This is a genomic window from Pseudoalteromonas sp. SCSIO 43088, from assembly GCF_023650795.1.
Taxonomy (GTDB): Bacteria; Pseudomonadota; Gammaproteobacteria; order Enterobacterales; family Alteromonadaceae; genus Pseudoalteromonas; species Pseudoalteromonas shioyasakiensis.
In genome coordinates this window covers 238,052-258,360 of sequence record NZ_CP072676.1, presented here as the reverse complement: position 1 = coordinate 258,360, position 20,309 = coordinate 238,052, and the positions used below count along the sequence as shown (strand labels likewise).

General features: G+C 42.9%; 11 protein-coding genes and 1 pseudogene. 5 read left to right on the top strand and 7 right to left on the bottom strand.

Annotated features, from left to right (window positions below):
• Nucleotides 1-49 precede the first annotated feature (49 nt).
• Nucleotides 50-622, top strand: a complete 573-nt coding sequence (locus tag J8Z28_RS18915; RefSeq protein ID WP_062564755.1) for a manganese efflux pump MntP — start codon at nucleotides 50-52, stop codon at nucleotides 620-622.
• Here the strand turns inward: J8Z28_RS18915 and J8Z28_RS18910 are convergent.
• Nucleotides 619-3,066 (bottom strand): EAL domain-containing protein, encoded by a 2,448-nt coding sequence (locus J8Z28_RS18910; RefSeq protein ID WP_250660770.1) that lies wholly within the window; start codon nucleotides 3,064-3,066, stop codon nucleotides 619-621. The two genes, J8Z28_RS18915 and J8Z28_RS18910, sit on opposite strands and share 4 nt — an antisense overlap.
• Nucleotides 3,067-3,212: 146 nt before the next feature.
• Between J8Z28_RS18910 and J8Z28_RS18905 the strand changes: the two genes are divergently transcribed.
• The 3 genes from J8Z28_RS18905 to J8Z28_RS18895 all read left to right on the top strand — a co-directional run bounded on the left by J8Z28_RS18905 (nucleotide 3,213) and on the right by J8Z28_RS18895 (nucleotide 9,370).
• Entirely contained in the window at nucleotides 3,213-4,163 is a 951-nt protein-coding gene (locus tag J8Z28_RS18905; RefSeq protein WP_250660769.1) for a GGDEF domain-containing response regulator, read from the top strand.
• 52 nt (nucleotides 4,164-4,215) lie between these two features.
• Nucleotides 4,216-7,737 carry an ATP-binding protein gene (locus tag J8Z28_RS18900; RefSeq protein WP_250660768.1) on the top strand — a complete coding sequence of 1,174 codons (3,522 nt, stop codon included), beginning with the start codon at nucleotides 4,216-4,218 and terminating at the stop codon, nucleotides 7,735-7,737.
• 127 nt (nucleotides 7,738-7,864) lie between these two features.
• Nucleotides 7,865-9,370: a phospholipase effector Tle1 domain-containing protein gene (locus tag J8Z28_RS18895; protein ID WP_250660767.1), complete on the top strand. Its 1,506-nt coding sequence runs from the start codon at nucleotides 7,865-7,867 to the stop codon at nucleotides 9,368-9,370.
• Between the two features lie 18 nt (nucleotides 9,371-9,388).
• Here J8Z28_RS18895 and J8Z28_RS18890 read toward each other — a convergent pair whose 3' ends face one another.
• The 3 genes from J8Z28_RS18890 to J8Z28_RS18880 form a co-directional block, all read right to left on the bottom strand.
• The gene (locus tag J8Z28_RS18890; RefSeq protein ID WP_250660766.1) at nucleotides 9,389-10,141 is read right to left on the bottom strand and encodes a substrate-binding periplasmic protein; all 753 of its coding nucleotides are present in this window, start codon (nucleotides 10,139-10,141) and stop codon (nucleotides 9,389-9,391) included.
• A gap of 606 nt (nucleotides 10,142-10,747) precedes the next feature.
• Nucleotides 10,748-13,381 carry a glycosyl hydrolase family 18 protein gene (locus J8Z28_RS18885; RefSeq protein ID WP_250660765.1) on the bottom strand — a complete coding sequence of 878 codons (2,634 nt, stop codon included), beginning with the start codon at nucleotides 13,379-13,381 and terminating at the stop codon, nucleotides 10,748-10,750.
• Nucleotides 13,382-13,446: 65 nt separating this feature from the next.
• The gene (locus J8Z28_RS18880; protein ID WP_250660764.1) at nucleotides 13,447-14,571 is read right to left on the bottom strand and encodes a carbohydrate-binding protein; all 1,125 of its coding nucleotides are present in this window, start codon (nucleotides 14,569-14,571) and stop codon (nucleotides 13,447-13,449) included.
• A 51-nt stretch (nucleotides 14,572-14,622) separates the two neighbouring features.
• On the opposite strand from J8Z28_RS18880, the gene J8Z28_RS18875 reads away from it, so the two are divergent.
• Nucleotides 14,623-15,648, top strand: coding sequence for an IS110 family RNA-guided transposase (locus J8Z28_RS18875; RefSeq protein WP_250659740.1), 1,026 nt, complete (start codon nucleotides 14,623-14,625; stop codon nucleotides 15,646-15,648).
• Between the two features lie 252 nt (nucleotides 15,649-15,900).
• On the opposite strand, the pseudogene J8Z28_RS18870 reads toward J8Z28_RS18875, so the two are convergent.
• From J8Z28_RS18870 to arfA, 3 genes and pseudogenes are all read right to left on the bottom strand, one after another.
• Nucleotides 15,901-16,419 (bottom strand): annotated as a pseudogene (locus J8Z28_RS18870) (lytic polysaccharide monooxygenase auxiliary activity family 9 protein); the annotation flags it as partial.
• A gap of 52 nt (nucleotides 16,420-16,471) precedes the next feature.
• Nucleotides 16,472-19,636, bottom strand: coding sequence for a glycosyl hydrolase family 18 protein (locus tag J8Z28_RS18865; RefSeq protein WP_250660763.1), 3,165 nt, complete (start codon nucleotides 19,634-19,636; stop codon nucleotides 16,472-16,474).
• A 464-nt stretch (nucleotides 19,637-20,100) separates the two neighbouring features.
• Nucleotides 20,101-20,292, bottom strand: coding sequence for an alternative ribosome rescue factor ArfA (gene arfA, locus J8Z28_RS18860; protein WP_054563243.1), 192 nt, complete (start codon nucleotides 20,290-20,292; stop codon nucleotides 20,101-20,103).
• Nucleotides 20,293-20,309 lie beyond the last annotated feature (17 nt).

Genomic DNA, 20,309 nt, shown 5'->3' with positions numbered 1-20,309 from the left:
GTTTACGGCTCAGCCGCGTATAATGCCCACTTTTTGTGGGGCGCAAAAATTGAATATTATTACTCTAAGCGTTTTATCGCTTGCTATGTCGACTGATGCTTTTGCAGCTTCAATCACCAAAGGCAGTACACTTAAAAATCCTCGTGTTCTGAGTGCAATCAAGCTTGGTTTATTGTTTGGCTGTATCGAAGCTATCGCACCGATTGTTGGCTGGCTAATTGGCAGTGCAGGTGCAGATTACGTTGAAGCCTTTGATCACTGGATTGCCTTTGTGTTGTTAGTGGGTTTAGGTGTTCATATGTTGCTTGAGAGTCGTAAAGAAGATGACGACGATGAAGAAGAACTTGCCCCGAATACCAAACGCTCTTTCATTGCCACATTACTAACCGCTGTTGGCACTAGTATCGATGCCATGACAGTAGGTATTAGCCTTGCTTTCATGAAAGTGAACATTTACTTAGCAGCCGCCATGATAGGCCTAGCAACCACAATTATGGTTACCATCGGCGCACTACTTGGTAACGTAATGAGTGGCTGGGTTGGCAAAAAGGCCGAAGCAATCGGTGGTGTTGCACTTATCTTTATTGGCTGTGGCATCCTATACAGCCACACCATGGCTTAACCTAACAGCTTATCAAACTCTTCTTTGGGCATGGGCTTATGAAAATAGTACCCTTGCCCAAGCTCGCAGCCTAAATCGATTAAACTATTTAAGTGTTGCTTTTCTTCAATACCTTCAGCCACAATTTGCAAATTCAAGGTATGCGCTAAGCTGGTGATGGTTCTAACAATGTCCATACTTTGTGTATCGGTGAGCATATCTCTCACAAAAGATTGATCTATTTTGAGTACATCCACGGGAAAGAGTTTTAAATAAGACAAACTTGAATAGCCCGTACCAAAGTCATCAATGGCAATGGCTAACCCTAAGTCAGAGAGCTTATTAAGCATCATTTTTATTTCTTCAAAATCATGCATCAACGCGCTTTCGGTTACTTCAAGCTCTAACAGTTCGCTGGCAAGCCCCGCTTGTTCAATGGTATCAGCAACGAGATTACAAAAATTACCATCGGTAAATTGTTTTGCTGCAATGTTCACGGCAACCTTTATGTTATGCCCTTTATCGGCCCACTCTTTAGCCGCTTTACAGCTTTGCTTAAGCACTGACTGGCCCAAAGCATGAATAAGACCTGTTTCTTCTGCAAGGGGTATAAAATCCAGTGGTGAAATAAGCTTATTATCGTTATCTCGAAGCCGAACTAAGGCTTCGACACCAATAATTTTTTCTGTCAAAAGCGCTAGTTTCGGCTGATAAAACACCTCAATCTTATCTTGCTCAATAGCATGTCTTAAGAGCTTTTCAACGCTTTGACGCTGCTTAAATTGATACTCTAAGTCATCGGAGTAATAGCAAAAACGGTTACGCCCCTGCTCTTTCGCACGGTACATGGCTGCATCGGCATGAGTCATCATCTCTTCTGCTTGAGTAGAGTCCGCAGGGTTAACACTCACCCCCACACTGACCGATAATATATACTCTTGGCTATCAATACGAAACGGCTCATTCATGGTGTTAATAATATCGCTGGCAATGGCATCTATCGCGGAGGTGCTCTGCACGTCAGGTAATAAAATTACAAATTCATCGCCGCCAATTCTAGCTAACGTGGTGTTTAAATCGATGAGAGACTCAAGGCGCTTAGCCACATGTTTAATAATTAAATCGCCTTGATGATGACCTAGGGTATCGTTTAAGTACTTAAAGTGATCGATATCAATCAGCATTAAAGCCACTTTCTTTTTCATGCTCATAGCGACTTTACATGCATGAGTGACCCTATCATGCAATAACACCCGATTAGGCAAGTCTGTTAGTAAATCATGATTAGCTAAATGGCTCATTTTCACTGCCATCGCGATTGATTCACTGACATCATGAAACACGATAATACCGCCAATGATATTACCTTCAATATCACGTATTGGCGCAGCTGAATCTTCTACCCTATATACTCGCCCATCAAGCCCAGTTAATTGACTATTTAACGCCATAGCAACAATGCGCTGCTCTTTTAAAGCAACAGATATAGGATTGACGAGTGTTTTGTTAGATGTTGCATCAACGAGCTTCATTACCTCTTCAATATGGCGCCCTTTTGCCTCTTCAACGTGCCAACCTGTTAATCGCTCAGCAATGGGGTTCATAAAGTTAATAATTGCGTTGTTGTCCGTGGCTATTACGGCATCACCAATAGAATTAAGCATAACCCGTAAACGTTCAGACTCATTCGATAGCAGTTTTTTTGTATGGGTAATTGAGGTGATATCCGAAAGAGTAAGAATAACACCTACAACTTCTCGCTCTTTTTTTCTTAAATTTATTTGCGCTCTAACATATTCAATCTTATTGCGAGGGCTAGGCAACTGAATATTTAAAACTTCTTGCTCTATGCCCTTAGTCAAGCAGCGATGAAAAGCCTCATACAATTCACCTGGTAATACATCTTTAGCGAAACAACCTAACATTTGCTCGCTGCTTTTTGAAAACCAATGGCTGGTTTCATCATTACTAAAGAGGTTTTCCTCGGTATTTGACCAGTAAGATATATACACAGGTACTTGCGCAACGAGTGTCGAAATATCATTTTTTGCAGCCAGTATTTGCGCCTCTTGGTGTTTAAGCTTTAACTGGTTTTGTACTCTCAGGCGACAAATGTTCAAATCAACGGGTTTATGAATAAGATCTATTCCGCCACTTGCAAAACTTTGATATTCAAAAATTTGCTCATTATGAGAGGTAACGAAAATCACATGACTTTGCGCGGTTTTAGGGTTGTTTTTAAGTTTTTTACACACCTCAAAGCCATTCATGCCAGGCATTTCAATGTCGAGCAAAATCACATCTGGCTGAAAGAAAACTGCTTTCTCAATTGCTTGAGTGCCATTATCGCAACAAACAATCTCACCAAGGTCGCGAAGCGACTCGGCCATAATCATCAAACTAGTCGGCTCATCATCCACTACAAGCACTTTGCTGTGTGAATTTTCATGATGAGAAAAAAGCATATCCATCGCCTCTGCAAGTAGTACATAAAAAAACTCTAGTCCTATCTCACCAGACGCGCCAACATAAAAAATAATTTTTTAATTCTTAAGTTGTAGAAAATCCCAAAATCCGGTCTATGCTTTATTCATCGCGTGGAGGGAATAGTTTGCAACCGGTAGCTAGTCGCACAGATTTAAAGCTAAATGATTCTGTTATTTTGATTGTTGATGATGAACCAATTAATACAACCGTAATAGAAAGTTTGCTCTCGCCCTACTATAAAACTCACACTACAGATTGCGGTGAAAACGTGCTGCACCTGTGCGAAACCGTTAAGCCAGATTTAATATTGCTTGATGTGATGCTTGGTACTATGAGCGGCCTAGATGTTTGCAAGCAATTAAAAAAACACTCCCAATACAAAGATATTCCGGTGATATTTATTACCGCTATTATGGATCAAGATGACCAAAATCGCTGCTGGCAAGCAGGCGCCGTCGATTTTGTATCAAAACCGGTTTATGGCGTCACATTACTTAATCGCGTAAAAGCGCATTTGACCTTAAAAAAACAAGCTGATTTGCTCAAAAACCTTTGTGAACACGACAGCCTCACTGGTTTAAACAACCGACGATTTTTACAAAACACCCTTGATCAAAACATTCGTTTAGCCATCAGAAACGATAAAGCCCTTTCGGTTTTAATGCTCGATATTGATTACTTTAAACAATACAACGACTCTCTTGGTCATCAACAAGGTGACGAGTGTTTAAAACGTGTTGCTGATGAAATCAAAAAAAGTGTTAACCGCCCAACTGATACCACTATTCGCTATGGCGGTGAAGAATTTTTATGTGTATTGCCAGACACCGATATTCAAGGGGCACAATTTATTGCCCATAAGCTATTGGCAAATATTCGTGAACTAGATATTGAACACCCACATGCAACCTCTGGAGTACTCTCTATTAGTATTGGTAGCGCAACATTTTCTGGGCATGAAGCCATCGACACTGACGAACTAATTCGCTGTGCCGATAAAGCACTCTATCAAGCCAAGCATCAAGGGAGAAACCGCTGTGTTTGCATACTTGCTGAACCCAGTTTTAGTTTTTAAGCTAAATCAAACCTTACTACCGACTCATGTTTGCGGTATGGAGGGCTAAACCATGGATTACGAAGTATTACACCAGAAAAAAGCGACAACCTCTGAAGGACGCTTTTTAATACCATTAGCGATTGCTTTTATAGCCGCAATTATGTGCTCAGCAATTTTCTTTTTCGAACTACAACTTCATAAAAATATTAAAAACAGCGTTGCAGAAAGACTGAGAGAATCAAGCGCTACCGTAGATGTGCAAGTCCATGAAAAAATTAATAAATATAAAAACGATTTACAGTTTTTATATTCCACTCCACCTATAGCAGGACTTGCCAGAGCTGCAGCAAATGGTGGTAACGACCCTCTTGATAACACTACCTCAGAGCAATGGAAAAAACGTTTAGAAACGATATTCGTTGCATTTTTACAATCAAATTCTGAATTCGAGCAATTACGTATCATCAGTACACAACGAGCAGGACAAGAACTTATCAGGGTAGACAGAGCTGCCGGTGGCATAGTTGTAAAAGCCGATAATCAGTTACAGGATAAAAGTGGCCGTGATTACTACCAGCAGAGTTCGCAATTACCACAGGGTGATATGTATTTATCAGCAATAACACTCAACCGTGAATATGGAAAGCTCGATTATCCATATAAGCCTATGCTGCGAATAGCCTTACCCATTTTTGATGAAAATATGCAGCGCTATGGGCTGATTATTGCAAACATTAACACCTCTCACCTATTTGCATCTCTTAATGCGATGGTACAAGCACCAAACTCATTGATCCTCACAGATAGCGAAGGCTACTTTTTAGTACACCCAAATGAAGACTTACGCTTTAGTCGCGACTTAACGCCAAACAAACGTTGGGACTCAGTGTATAAATCTGAACCCGCCTATCTAGAAAATATACTCAGCATTAGCTCTAACATCGCTGGCGAAGAGCAACACGAAGCGTTAAGTAAACGCATACCTCTTACTGGGGATTTAGAAACCGGGTTTATAGATGCCCACATTATGCTTCCTCACTCTGAAATTAATGTGATGGAGCGCGAACAGAGGATCAGCACCTATGTTTTTTTGCTGGGTGTTTCTGCTTTTTTAGTGTTTGTGCTTGGATTTTTACATCGAAATTTAAAGCGTAATCGTGAGCTTGCCGAGGCAAGAGCAGTATCTTCAGCCATTATTAGCGGCTCAAAAGATGCCATTATTGCGGTCAGTGATATTGGTCTTGTGTCTAGTTGGAATAAAGCGGCCACTGAATTGTTTGGGTTTCAACGGGAACAAGTTCTAGGCGCTGATATAAACAAACTGAATCTATTTCCAAATATTAATATTAAAGAGGTATGTAACGAGGTTAAAAGCCAACGAAAGCAACATGAAATTGAAGTCGACTATCAGCAAAGCAATCAACAAACAACTCATTTAGCACTCGCTTTTTCAGCTATTTTTGATGAACATCATCAACACAACGGCACTGCCATCCTCATTCGCGACACTACTGTTGAAAAGATTGCTAATGACAAAATTAAGCAAATAAATAACGAACTCGAAATTAAAGTTGCACAAAGAACTGCCCAGCTAGAAAAAGCCAGCCAAGTTAAGAGCGCTTTTATATCAAATATCAGCCATGAAATGCGTACTCCTTTAAACGGCATTATCGGCACACTCAATTTAATTAAACGAGAATCATTAAGTAACCAACAGCAACATTATTTAGAAATGACCGAGGTAAGTGTTAATAGCTTAAATGTGCTCATTAATGACATTCTTGATTTATCAAAAATTGAGGCTGGTAAACTCGACTTGGATAAAAAAGCGTTTAACCCCATTAAGTTTTTTGAAAGCTTAAGTGGCAGCATGGCTGTTAAAGCCCAAGAGAAAAACCTTGAATTTATTTTAGATATTGCCGATGTTGGGTACAGTTCAATAGTTACTGACCCTCATCGTTACTCACAAGTGCTTACCAATTTAATAAATAACGCGATTAAATTTACTAAAACAGGCTTTATAAAATTTACCGCCGCGAGTAAGCGACTTAGCGATGATAACGTTGAGCTATGCTGCACAATTCAAGATACCGGCATTGGTATTGCGCCTGAAAATCAAAATAAATTGTTTAGTGCTTTCACCCAAGCTGATAACAGAGTAGCTTCGCAATATGGGGGCACAGGGCTTGGTTTATCGATATGTAAGCAGCTAGCCAGTTTATTGAATGGACACATATCCTTTGAATCAACCGAAGGTAAAGGCAGTACCTTCACATTTACCATTCAATTAGACAGCCAACATGTAGAAAAACGCCAACCAAGCAGTCGCTTAAAAGACAACATTTTTGCAGTGTCAGTCAAACAACCAGAGCTTGAACGAAGCCTAACAAAACTAATCTCTCATTGCGGTGGCCAGCTCACGAATGTTGACCTAGAAAGCTTTGAAATTAACGATAATATGACCTTTGATACGCTTATTTTAGAGCCAGGCAACCCGTTACTCGCAAAACTTGATAGCTATAGTGAAAACACTTACGACCATAATCTGCCCTTTAAATTAGTGGTACTTATAAACCCAACTGAGCCACCACCACAAGCTAAATTCTGTGCCTATACGCGGTTATCTAAACCTGTGCTTATCTCTGAGTTTTTACTTAAACTAGCTGATGAACGACTCATCCAAGAACAGCCAACTCAAGATACAATGCCAATGCGCCGCGAGACAGATACGCACATTCACATTGATGTTGATATTGCAGGCGCTAAAGTACTCATTGTTGATGATAACGATATTAATGCTGCAGTTGCCAAAGGCACATTAATGAGCTTGGCGCTGCGCTTTGAAATGGCATCGAATGGTAAGCAAGCCATTGAAATATTAGCAAATGCAGCAGATGGCGACCCATTCAATTGTGTTTTGATGGATTGCCAAATGCCTGTACTAAATGGCTATGATGCAGCAGCACAAATACGCAAAGGGGCTGGTGGAGAGCACCATAGCGACATTCCTATTATCGCCATGACAGCCAATGCCATGCTTGGCGAGCGTAAAAAGTGCTTAAACGCAGGTATGAACGACTACATCACAAAACCAATCAGTGCCGATAAGCTCATCACCACCACAGCAAAATGGGTTGCATCAACGTACCCTAAACATCATACAGCGCCAAAAACGATTGCTGTGCCTGAGGTAAATCAATCGCAAGCTTTACAGCAAGAAGAATTAATCGATGAAGAAAAACAGCATTGGAATCGCGAAGCAGCCCTTGGTCGCTTAATGAATAACGAAGTACTATTAAACAAAGTGAGTAAGATGTTTTTAGAAAGCTCACATAAAAAAATAACACTACTAACACAAGCAATCAAAGACAAAGATTACCATGGGATTGCAACCACCAGCCATGCCCTAAAAGGGACCTGTGGCGATGTTGGCGCAGCCAAATTGCACCAGCACTTTACTGAACTAGAGGTACTGGCCGCAAGTAAGGGCAATACGCTAAAAGATATTCAACTTAAGCTACTCGAAATCGAAAAAGACTACGAGATTTTGTTAGAAATTTTACAAAAGCATACCGTAGCCAGGGTCGGCTAACTTTATTAAATGCAAATAAATGGGCTTTGAAAATCAAAGCCCATTTTTCATCAAAGCGCCGCATATTTGTCTTCTAATTTTCATAAAGTGGGAGTATGTTTATACAAACCACTAAAGGAATGACGCTATGACCGCTAAAACGCTGATTTTCAACTTTGATGGCACAGGCAGCGAACCTCGTGATGCTGAACAATTCAGCGCTGCACACTTCAAAGAAGACGCCAGTATTTCTAATATTCTTAAACTTCATTTACTTTTTGGTGGCGCACTCAATAGCGAGCCCGAAACACCATTTCCAACTCAACTTAGCTTTTATTATCAGGGTATAGGCACCCAAGGTAGCCGCTTTCGACGTTTATTTAATCAAGCCCTTGCACCAAGAGGCGATGATGTTGCCAGCATTTTAAATCGTGCTATGAGCGACTTTAAAAGCTACTACACTGTAGGTGATAAAATACTTCTGACTGGTTTTAGCCGAGGTGCTGCCCTTGCTAGGCGCTTTGCCAAATGTTTAGAGCCACTTATTAGTGATGATGTTTACTTATGTGTATTTGATACCGTTGCATCTATTGGTTTTTCAAAAGTAACAAAAGCAACCCGCGGTGCTGAGCACGTTATTTTTGAAAACTACACACTTGCAAGCAATATAAAAGCAGCCCTTCATTGTGTCGCACTTGATGAAAAGCGCCGTGCATTTGAACCCACACTTATTAATAGTGCACCGCATGTACAAGAGATCTGGTTTGCGGGCGCCCATTCAGATGTGGGTGGTGGCTATTATCGTGATGGTTTAGCCGACATTTGCCTGCGCTATGCGATTGAGTGGCTGATAGAACAAACCGTTGCATTAAACTTACTTACCAGTGCGGATATCAATTACAACACTCTGCTCCCTGCAGAGCATCGTAACCTCATTGCCCAAGATGATGTTACCGTTACCCCAGATCCGCTGGCTCTTAGCCATCAGCAAAACTATTTTTGGTTTAACCCTTTGTTTAAACTGGTAGATCGCGAATGCTGTGTATTGGTTGATAACGAACAAAGCGAACACCCACCTACTATTCATTACACGGTTGCAGAGCGTATCAATCGCTTAACAAGTTACCGTCCTGAATCCTTAAAGAGCCTTCACTACGACGTACTTTATAATGACGAAACTCGCTTAAGCTTTAAGGGTTTAAGCCCGCATATTGCGCTTGATAAACAAAATATGACGGTGCTGAGCATAGACGAAAGTAAAGATGTGTTTGTTTATGGCGCTGAAAAATACAACCACACAGGCTTAATGTTAGAGCAAGGTGGTACTTACCGATTTACGCCTTATCCAGAGCAAACTTGGTATGACGACGGCATTAGTTGCGGCCCTGCGGGCTGGCACCGAGACAATATTCAACTAGGGGTGAAAGAAATCCCGATGGCCGTGCTTGAACCGTTTAGACGATTACCCCATGCACAATGGTTTGCGTTGATTGGCGCTATCGATAACAACGATGAGCATTTGTTTGAAATTGCTGAAGGTGCCGATATTCGTATTGCTAAATCAGGCGAGTTTTGCCCTTTTGCTAACGACCTAAACCGCTTTTATGGGGCGAATGCGGGACGGATTAAACTACGCGTGACTCGTTTAGGATAATTTAGTGTTTGGGATAGTTTAGTGCTTAACATAGCGAGCGATGATCTCCGTTATCGCTTGCTGGTTGTTTAAAATTGCTGAGTTAATAGCCGCTCTGTCTTCTGCTAAAAGGGTTGTTTCGCTCAGCATAAAATAAACGCTGTCATTATTGACAATATACGGATGCAGCTCGATACCCTGCTGATTATTTTTTTGAATTAAATATAAACCAGCTAGTTCATCATCAACAAAAAAATCGACCCGCCTAGCAACTAGCATAGCGAGACGCTGACGCAAAGATGAAACAGTAACGAGTTGTTCTTTATATTTTGCGTCTTCTTTCAAATGAGTGAAGTCAGGGCCAAAGTAACTACCACTGTTAGTTAAAATAACTTGCTGATGTTCGAGCAGCCCTTGTAAATCAAGAGACTCTAAGCGGCCATGAGGGTACCAAAACAAGCGCATCACTTCATTACGGTAAGGCTCGGAAAAGAAACTAAAAGAGTCACGTTCTGTGCTATAGCTTGCCGCGGGTAGTAAATCGACTTTACCGTGCTTAAGCTCTGCAAAGCCCCGTTTAGATGAAGGCATAACAACGTATCTAGCGCAAAATCCTGCCTCTTTTAGCACTAAATTAACCACATCAATATCAATTCCGGTGAGCTTGCCATTTTGCTTAAAAGCGTAAGGTGCCCACTGCTGACTAATCCCCACTTTCAGGGTTTTATCGCAGCTAAAAGCCGAATTACTCAATACAGCAACAACAAGTAAAAACAGCGCTTTTAACCCCATTAAGCCACCTTAGTTTAAATACTTACAGATCATATTATTCAAGTATGGTTGATAATGTCTGAAAGACCAATGTATGAAATGAGAAACGGAAAGTTAGCGAGTTTCAAGGGGAAAGAGTAAAGTTACGAGGTACGAGATACGAGGTGCGAGGTACGAGATACGAGGTACGAGATACGAGGTGCGAGATACGAGATACGAGGTACGAGATACGAGGTGCGAGGTGCGAGATACGAGTCTGTAGTAGCGATTTTACATCACGTCCTAGAGCCTAAAACCTAGCGCCTATGTTTTCCCCCGTAGGCGTGAAACTTGTTTCGCGCGTCTGAAGATAGGAAATTTGAAAAGGTCTACATGGATTATGTTTGATTCTATTCGGCACTAAAGCACCTCCTACAAGGCTTAAATCGCTGAGAAGAACACTCGACCTGACCAACCCCACAGATCGACTGACCGCTGAAGGCTGAAAGCTGACAGCTTCTTTCCCCTTTCCCCCTTTCCCCTCGCTAACTTTACTCTTTCTAACTTCCCCCCACAAAAAAGCAGCCATGCGGCTGCTTTGAAGGGAAATCACATTTTAATGATGGGCATTAAATGTGGTTATTACACTTAAAATGCTTTCCATACATCCGCGACACCTGGCTCGTCTCCTTGAGTCCACCATTTCGCTTCGTATTTATTACCTTGGTAAGTGACTTGGTCGCCACCGTTGTAGATACCCGCAGCTTGCCACACAACATCACCGTTCCCATCGGTCGGTTGTGAAGTTGCCTCCCATGGGCCGCCTAAATCAGGACGCTCACCTTGCGTCCACCACTTAGCGGTGTACTCTACGCCGTTATAAATCACCGTATCACCACCAACATAAGTCGCCGCTGCATCCCATGTGGTTTCACCATCTGGCGGAGTTGTTGTACCAGAATCTGTCACGGTGACATTAAAGCTCACTGCTGTTGCAGTTTGACCATCGCTTACTGAAACCGATACAACATAGCTAGTATCAGCATCAACGCTGCCCGCTTGTAAACTCACATCAGCACCTGAGTCCACTAACGTTAAGCCTGCTGGCACTGTCCAGCTGTATGAAAGCGTATCTCCATCAGCATCAGATGCCGAAACAGCCACGTCCACACTCGCGTCTTCTGCCACTGTTTTATCAGTAATTGCCGCAACAACTGGTGCTTGGTTCTCGCCTGTCGTTGGTGCTACTACATTCACTGTAACGTTACGGCTTACACTTGCCTCGCCATCGCTCACACTCACAGTAACCGTGTATTGCGTATCAGCAGTCACTGATGGCGCTGTGATTACAAGGGTATTTGAATTTTCACCGCTTACTGTTAACGCACTGTCAGCTGTCCAGCTAAAGCTTAGCGGATCGTTATCAGCATCTGTTGCCGATGCACTAACAGATACACTTTCGCCCGCATTAACAGATACTGTGCTTGATACAGATAGCACTGGCGCTCTATTGCTAGGCTCAGTGACGGTACCACCAAGTGCCTCATGCATTGCATTAAGAATATCACCATTATCAGCATCAATTTCCCATGCAAATAAGCCACCTAGGTTATATTGATTAACATAAGCACCTTTTGCCAAAACTGAACGACGGTTATCGTATGTAATTAATTTACCGTTGCTACGGTTCCATACATAAGCAGCTTCGGCTTGTTCGTCATAACCTGTTTCAAAGCCATTGATGCCATTTTCTGCAGCGCCCAACATGTAAGTTTTAATGCCTTTGTAATCAATAACACCGTCTTCCCATACGCCTTGCGCTGTAGTGCCTTTAAGTTTGCCGTTGCCTGGTGCTGTCATTGGGTTATCAGCGATAGTCGTGTTTTCTGGATAAACACCTTCCCAACCACGGCCATACATAGCAGCACCTACCACGATTTTCTTCGACGGTACGTTTTGCGCAAGTAAATTTTGCACTGCATTATCAGTTGTATAAGCAGGGCCTTTATATGGAACGCCTTCTTCATCAACACCCGTGCCATCACACTGACCAACACGGAAATGCGATGAACAATAAAGCGCAGCCTGATGGCCCGTTACATTGCTCCATGCACCATAGTAGTCGTAGCTCATTAAGAAAATGTAATCCATATATTGCTGAGCTTGTGAGTAGTCGACATCTTCAATTTTGTCGTAACCAGCACCAATCGCTGATGTTAACTCATACTCACGACCTGTCTCTGCTTCAAGCTTATCAAGCATCGCGCGCAGCTCTTGCATTAACGCAACGTATGCTGGGCCGTCAGCAACTGGGTCGCCTAAGTTTGGATTAGCACCCTGACCACCTGGGTATTCCCAGTCAATATCAACACCGTCGTAGAACTTCCACGTTCTTAAAAACTCTTCCATTGATGCAACAAACGTGTCGCGATTTGCTTTATCGGTAAAGTAGGCAAATGGGTCTGATAAAGTCCAACCACCCACTGATGGTAAAATTTTCAGATCAGGGTAGCGCTGCTTTAACGCCATTAACTGCGAATACGTACCACGAATTGGGTCATTACTATCAACACCCGGTAGCGCTTTTTGAATCGCAGCCCAAGGGTCGTGGATCACCACTTCAAAATCTTGCGAGCCAGCACAGGCAGTATTTAACGCGTTTTTAGGCCCACCTGTTAACGAGTCATTAGGTCCACAAATTGGAATAAATCCATACAAGATATGACTGAGGTTTTGCGCTGGGATATTAGTTACGTCGAAATCGCGACCATAAATACCCCATTCAACAAAGTAGGCACCGGTTACAAGGCCATCTTTAGTGCCAATATTTTGGTTATTTGGATCATAATCCATCGGCAATGGCGCTAAGTGTCCACCATCTGTATCGGCAATAACAATTGGCTTACCTTCACTGCGAGCACAGGTGGTACCGCCTTCACATAGTTCTACATATAATGTGTGACGACCTGCTTTATCATACGGGAAGCTAATAACACCACTTTTAGTGCCTGCTGCCAGCGAGCCTTCATTAACCAACATATCATCGAAATACACTTTATAGCTGTCGCCGCCATCCCCACTCCATGCGTTCCATTCAATGCTGATAGTGACTTCATCAACGCGGTTCACCAAGCTCTTATATGAACCTGTGCCCTCAAGATCAACCTCAACAAATGAGTATTCTTGTGGCTCCCAAATAATGGTTGGTGTTGAAGGTGCTGCATTCGCTGCACTTGCAAAGAGTGCAACACCAATGGCTGCGGTTAATTGTTTTATATTCATGATTCTCTCTTATCTGTTTTTATATAGCGTTACGCTGTTATTGATAAAGTTTGAACTACAAAACTTTAGATTTCTGTCCATACTTGGCTGGCACCCGGTACATCTCCTTGGGTCCACCACTGCGCTCGATAGCGCTGTCCTTGATAGGTTACTTCGTCGCCGCCTTGATAGGCTTTGCCGCTGTTCCATTCGATTGATGCACTGCCAGATTCAAGCTGCCATGCATCACTACTGTCTGGTTGTGCGCCTTGGTTCCACCATTTCGCGCTGTAGATTCCGCCGTTGAAACTCACTTTATCGCCCGTGTTGTATTGGCTTGTGCTATTCCAAGCAGGCACGCTCGGATCAACAGGATCAGGGTCGACCACAGTGCTATTAAGCACAGTCACGGTAAAACTTACTTGGCTTGTGAGCTCGCCATCTGACACCGATACACTTACGGTGTAACTTGTATCAGCATCTACAGCGGGGGCGTTTAGCGTGATGTTGGCATCATTACCCGTAAAGCTCAGTGGTGCAGGTACATCCCAGCTATAAGTTAAGGTGCTTTGCTGATCATCAAAGGCGTGCAGGTGTATCGCGGTGCTGCTTTCTTCTTCGACTTGAAGGTCATCTGGTTGATGAATAATTGGCGCGGTATTTTCAGGAGCCGCTTGTACGCTTAGTGCAAAGCTGTAGTTTGCATTCGTTGTAAAGACCTGATTAGTCATTAAATCAGACGCATCAAAGGCAATATCTCCGGCGCTATTTTGCACGCCAATATTAACTAAGTGCGCGTAATTAAGGTTTAACAACGCTGCAAATTCAGCCTGCCAATTAGCTTGATTATCAGCTGTGATCTGCATTTGTTGAGTAAGTAACTCTTGGCCATTTTCATCAAATAACCGAGCCGACACACTACCACCAACCTCAGCGTCTTGTCCTTGACGAACAAAGTAGCTAATTGCTGTCCAATCGCTTGGCTCTGTCGGGGTCGCATCGTTGACAATATTAATATCGCTACAGTTGTAGAAGCCTTCGCCACCGGCATCATCTCGTTGCCAGCGCGTGTATAAAATGGCATCGCCACTGCGTCCTTGTGGAATCGACACGCTCATTTCATAGTAACGGTCGTTGTTAGCGTCAATGCTAAAATTAACATTGCCGTACTCTTCAACGATGAAATGGTCTCCTCCCTTTCGGCATCGCAATGTGCCAAACTTGGAATTGAACGATTCAAGTAATAAAGCGAGGAGACCGAGATGAATATTACAACAGTTGGATTAGATTTAGCAAAGAATGTGAGTCATGTGGTTTGCTGTAATCAAGTAGGGAAAATTGTTAAGAAAAAAATCCTGAGAAGAAAAGAAATACTGAATTATTTTGCTCAACTAGATGATTGCCTAGTTGGAGTCGAGTCATGTGCCAGTGCACATTACTGGGCAAGAGAGCTCGAAAAACTGGGGCATCGGGTAAAACAAATAGCGCCTCAACACGTAAAGGCTTATGTCAGAGGTAACAAAACAGATTTTAATGATGCATTAGCCATAGCCGAAGCTGTTGTGCGACCAGAAATGCGTTTTGTTAGAACAAAAACCCAAACCCAACAAGATATTCAATCGCTGCATGTACTACGCAAGAAATGTGAGCGAGACAGAACAGCGAATAGTAATGAAATACGAGGCTTATTGTATGAGTATGGGATTGTCATTCCATTGGGAGTACATAATGTTTATAAGGCCTTGCCTGAGTTATACGATAGAGAAGCAAATAATGGGTTGAGTGAGTTGTTCAAGGAATTATTGGAACAACACTATAAAAAGTTGTCAGAGCTTAAAGCGCATCTGGATGTTTATACTCAAAAAATCCATGACTTAAGTAAAGATGATGCCTGTGTTCGATTACAGAGTATTCCGGGTATTGGCCCATTGATTGCCAGTGCGTTTTATCAACATGTGGGCAATGGCAGTGAATTTAACAATGGACGAGCGGTATCAGCTTCCATAGGTTTAGTTCCGAGGCAACATAGTTCCGGCGGTAAACAAAATTTACTGGGTATCAGTAAACGGGGCGATGGGTATTTAAGAACCTTATTGATACACGGTGCCAGAGCCGTTATGCGAGTCAGTGCGAACAAAGATACGCCACTGGCAAAATGGATAAAGCGAATAGAGCAAACGCGAGGCAGGAACAAAGCTGCGGTTGCGCTTGCCAATAAGTTAGCTCGCGTTGGTTGGGCGATATTAAAACACGGCGGTCGTTACAACGATGATTTGGTAACGGCTTAACAATGAATAACGAGTTCACTTCAGAGGATTGCTGAATAAACATCAAGTGATGACAAACAGGTAAAACCGACATATCGAAAACCTGATAGGGCGTGTGAGTTTGATAAACTCGTGTCAACGATAAGGACGATATGTGCGAAGTTCATCGAGGCTCGAAACCAAAGTGTTTCAATTAAGAAGCCGGATATACGAACGCAAACCTATCCCTGTCAAAACTCATTGTTTATTCTTGCAATGTTGGAGGAGACCATATACAAGCTCTAGGTCATCCCACGTAAGCACTTGAGTCGCACTATCAAAACCCGGTTTTGTTAAATAAAACTGCCAGAAACTTGGGTTATGCGGCGTACTCGCTAAAAAGCGCACTAAAATATCGCCATTTGTATTAGGAATAACCTCACTGCGTTGCCAATGCGCTGAAGGTAAATCCATACCGCGTTTTTCAGGGTCGCCTGCTGCACATAACCGGCCGTCAGGTACACTTTGTTTTACTGCATCAAGGTTTGTGTATTCAATGGTATTAGCTGAAAATTCAATGTCTTGTACAAATTGCACATGCCCTGCTTCAACAAACGCTGCACGACAAGCGAGGTTAGGGATCCCCGTGCCATCAGCAGGCCACCAGTAACCGCCATCGGCATTACAAAATGCTTGGCGCGCCTTCGGGCTTTCTAAGAATCCGTGGGCATTCACATGGCTTGATGCACAGGCAAGCAGCATGCTGGTTGCCACTGCCGATAAAGACAATGCCTTTGATTTCATTACTTTCATTGTTGTTCTCGCTGTAGTAATGCGGAGCAAAGTCCTTGCTCCGCTTAGTTGGTTAAAGCGTGCAACTCACCGTCCAGTCAGCCGATGTGCCTGGCTCTGTGCTCGTCCACCACTTTGCTTCGTAAATCACGTTGTTGTGATTCATTAGGTCGCCGCCAACAGCATGGCTTGGGTTACCAGCCCAATCAGTTTGCGGCCAATTTGGATACACAGGGATGCTTGCTACATCAACACCATTACAGCGTCCCTCGCCACCCGTATCACCACCGGTGTCACCGCCAGTATCACCACTGCCAGCAGTGCCATCTGGTAGCATTGGGTATTCGTATTTGAAGGCGTAGGTTTTGCCATTTTTCTCAATCGTGAAGTTAGTTGGCCCCGTAATTGGCATGTAGTACATAACTTGCGCCTCAACGGTTTCACCAGTGTTAAATGACTTTTCGATACCGCCCCACTCATTCACTAAAGTGATTGAAAAACGATGGAACTCATTTTCAAAGCCACCGATATTATCGCCAGCCGCATTAGAACCATTCGCTTCAACAGCCATGCCGAGCTTTTCTTGTGCATTCCAATTTGATTTGAAAATTGCCGAGGTAGAAACGGGCACATCAAAGCTGATTTTTGCGCCGCTTAAGTCGATATCTGAGTTATTGGTGAATGCGAATGTAGGTGAAATTGGGTAGTTATCATCACCAATTGGGAAATCTTTCACAGTAAAGCTTACGTCAACCGCTTCGCTTGGCAGGGTAAAATCGACATTGCCTTGATGAGTGTTGTAAGCCACACCACTTTGGTTAAATTTATCGTAAGCAAGTGTGGTTAAGCTTGAGCCCATGAAGTACTCACCTTTCGCTGAGTCATAATCATAGTCACCGGCAAGCTCCCAGAACATGATGCCACCAAGGCCGTTGTTGATAACATAATCAACTTTGGTTGCCATTGATTGCTCATCTTCAATTGATAAGAATACCTTTTTCTCTGCATTCCAAAGCCATGGAGCAACCGCTACATCATCGTAAAAACGTGTATAAGTACCCGTTAACACATCATCTGCATCGGTTTCTGGCGTTAGGCCATAGATTTCAAGGTAAGAAGGGTTAATGCCGTTTTCGAGATTTTTCGCATGCCATAGTGGGTTCGAACCTGCAGGCATTTCTTCACCAACATCGTTCTTATCGTGCCATAGGTTATCTATGCCAAGTGCGCCATTACCGCATTGGTTTTTCTCACCAACCCCAGTCCCTTTAGCACATTTTGATTGATCTGGAAGCGCTGCTTGGCCCCATAAACCATTAGTACCACCCGACACATCTTTAAAGCCACGAGTGTAATATGGAATACCAATATTGATTCGACCCGCAGAAACCGCACCGCGGAAGTAACGCACAGCCCAATCCGTATTTAAGTAACCGATTCCTTCAAACTCAGCGGTGGTATAAACGCCCCATTGCGCTAACTCAGAATCAAGACCAGTATCAAACAAGGCTGCGTTATGGCCTACATGTGAATTCCATGCACCATGTAAGTCATAAGACATAATGTTAACGTAATCGAGATACTTCACACTTTGGAATGTTTCCATGCCACGTAATAAGTAACCTGAAGATGGTGAAGCAATCGTTAACAAATAATGCTTACCAGCCTTTTCACCTGCAATATCAAGTTCTTCACGTAGTTTTTGCATCAATACACGATACGAGGCATTAAGGCCTGCGCGACGCGCATTAGAAATAGGAAAATCATCAGGGTGGCCAGAGTCATTCATTGACGATGGGTATTCGTAATCAATATCGACACCATCAAAACCGTAAGTTTCAATAAATTCAACGGCGCTTTTCGCAAAAGCATCAATCCCCGCTTGGTTCACTGAGCCATCAGCATTGGTTGTCATCGTGTAGAAACCACCGCTATTTACGCGAGTTCCATCTTCACCAAAATAACCACCGGTTTCAGCCCAGCCACCTACAGAGATTAAGGTTTTTACATCTGGGTGTTGTTTTTTGAATTTATTGAGTAAGTTAAAGTGACCTGTGTAACTAAAGCTTGGATCCATTTCAGCGCCTGTTACGCCCGGCCAAGTCATATTTGTCGCTGGGTTGCCAGCTGCATTGGGATCACCAATCGAGACCTTGTTATTGCCATCAACATGCGCAAAGGCATAGTTAATATGGGTGATCTTGTCCCAAGGGATATCATTCACTAAGTAGCTTGGCTGACCATTGGCACCATTTCGCCAACTCGTAAAATAACCAATAACTCGGCGTGGATGATCGGCGCCCATTTTCTCGCGGCCATTTGTATCATACACACTACAGTATGGGGTATTCACACCCGGTGTTTGGTATAAGCCTTGCGGTTTACAATCGCTACCAGGTTCTGTTGCTTCAACAACATTCACAACTTTGCTTTGTGTATCCGTCGCGCCTTCGTTATCGGTCACTGTTAAGGTAAATGAAAATTGCCCAAGTGCAGGTGCTTGCCACGTATAACTTGAAGAAGCGGCACTTGCTTGATGAACTTCAGTGCTGTTTTCAGTTAGCGATAACGCAGTCACTTGGCCATCGCTATCAGTGCCAGAAAGCGCAAACACCACACTGTCACCCTCCGTTACTTGTGATGGCAGTGAGCTAAATTCAATGCTTGCCACTGGCGCTTGGTTAACCGGCTCAACGTCATCAGACACACTCACTGAATGTGCAACCGCTGTAGAGGTTAGCCCTAAATCATCCGTTGCGACCGCGCTTATCACATGGCTGCCTTGCGTTGCTTGCCAGCTCGCTGAATAAGGTGCGCTTGTCACTACACTCAGCGATGTACCATCAACAAAAAACTCTACACTTGCCACGCTACCATCAGGGTCAGCGGCGACAGCGCTTATGACAACGCTGTCATTTGCGGTAAATAAAGAACCCTCTGCGGGTGTTAAGCTGCTAATTTGAGGTGCTTGATTCTCATTGACAACGCTGTCACAAACACCCAATAAACGCCACTCTTGATCGACACCAGAAGTCTCCACAGGGTTGCTTTGCGTCCACCACTTCGCTTCATAAGCGCTACCTTGTGCCTGAACCTGATCACCACCAACATGTGTTTGCCCTTGTTGCCACACTTCTAAGTTGCTGCAATCAATCGCAGCCTGTGCTGTAAAGCCGTATAAACCTAGTGACAGCGCACTCAGTTTAAAGGCATTTTTTATTAATTTATGCGAGCTCATTCGCTCCCTCCGCCCAAAGTTTTAATAACATTTATTTTACAAATCCAACTTTAAAGTAACACAAAGCGCTATTACGTCAAGCTTGCATTTACCTATAAAGGGTAAAATAAACACACTTTTTGATGTACAGTTTATTTAAAACCACTAAAAAAGAATTAATTATTTTTATCAAAAAGCAAAAACGAGGATGATTCTACCGAGTAAAAATGAACATATAATTAACAATAATTTAACCATGGAAAGCACGGCCCTCCTGGCTTGTATAAAAAACAAGCAACGCTTGTGTGAGGGTAGGCGAAAATAATTATCGTATCGATTATGGGTATATAACGAATAAATTAGTTTTCCGGTAAAAATTTCTATAAAAATTGAGTGAAAATTATTCTTAACACGAATTTTAGTCATAAAAAAAGCAAACACTCAGTGTTTGCTTTTCACAAAAATCCTATTTGATCACAACTTAATTAAGCAGCGATTAAATAGGACTCTCGTCCTGCATGTTTTGCCTTACGTTGATATGCACCTTTACCTTTTTTAGGTTTCTCTACTTTTGCTGTGAACAGCTTAGATGTCACCATTGCGGCGTACACATTATCGTTAATGACACCACGACCAGTATCTACTTGGCCTTGTGTGCGTTGTTTCTTTTTGCTCATTTTTTGCTCCTATTTAA

What these genes read in the sequence shown, in the direction of transcription:
- J8Z28_RS18910 (WP_250660770.1), bottom strand. Translation starts at nt 3,066, where the DNA reads ATGCTTTTTTCTCATCATGAAAATTCACACAGCAAAGTGCTTGTAGTG.
- J8Z28_RS18900 (WP_250660768.1), top strand. Translation starts at nt 4,216, where the DNA reads ATGGATTACGAAGTATTACACCAGAAAAAAGCGACAACCTCTGAAGGA.
- J8Z28_RS18895 (WP_250660767.1), top strand. Translation starts at nt 7,865, where the DNA reads ATGACCGCTAAAACGCTGATTTTCAACTTTGATGGCACAGGCAGCGAA.
- J8Z28_RS18890 (WP_250660766.1), bottom strand. Translation starts at nt 10,141, where the DNA reads ATGGGGTTAAAAGCGCTGTTTTTACTTGTTGTTGCTGTATTGAGTAAT.
- J8Z28_RS18885 (WP_250660765.1), bottom strand. Translation starts at nt 13,381, where the DNA reads ATGAATATAAAACAATTAACCGCAGCCATTGGTGTTGCACTCTTTGCA.
- J8Z28_RS18875 (WP_250659740.1), top strand. Translation starts at nt 14,623, where the DNA reads ATGAATATTACAACAGTTGGATTAGATTTAGCAAAGAATGTGAGTCAT.
- J8Z28_RS18865 (WP_250660763.1), bottom strand. Translation starts at nt 19,636, where the DNA reads ATGAGCTCGCATAAATTAATAAAAAATGCCTTTAAACTGAGTGCGCTG.
- arfA (WP_054563243.1), bottom strand. Translation starts at nt 20,292, where the DNA reads ATGAGCAAAAAGAAACAACGCACACAAGGCCAAGTAGATACTGGTCGT.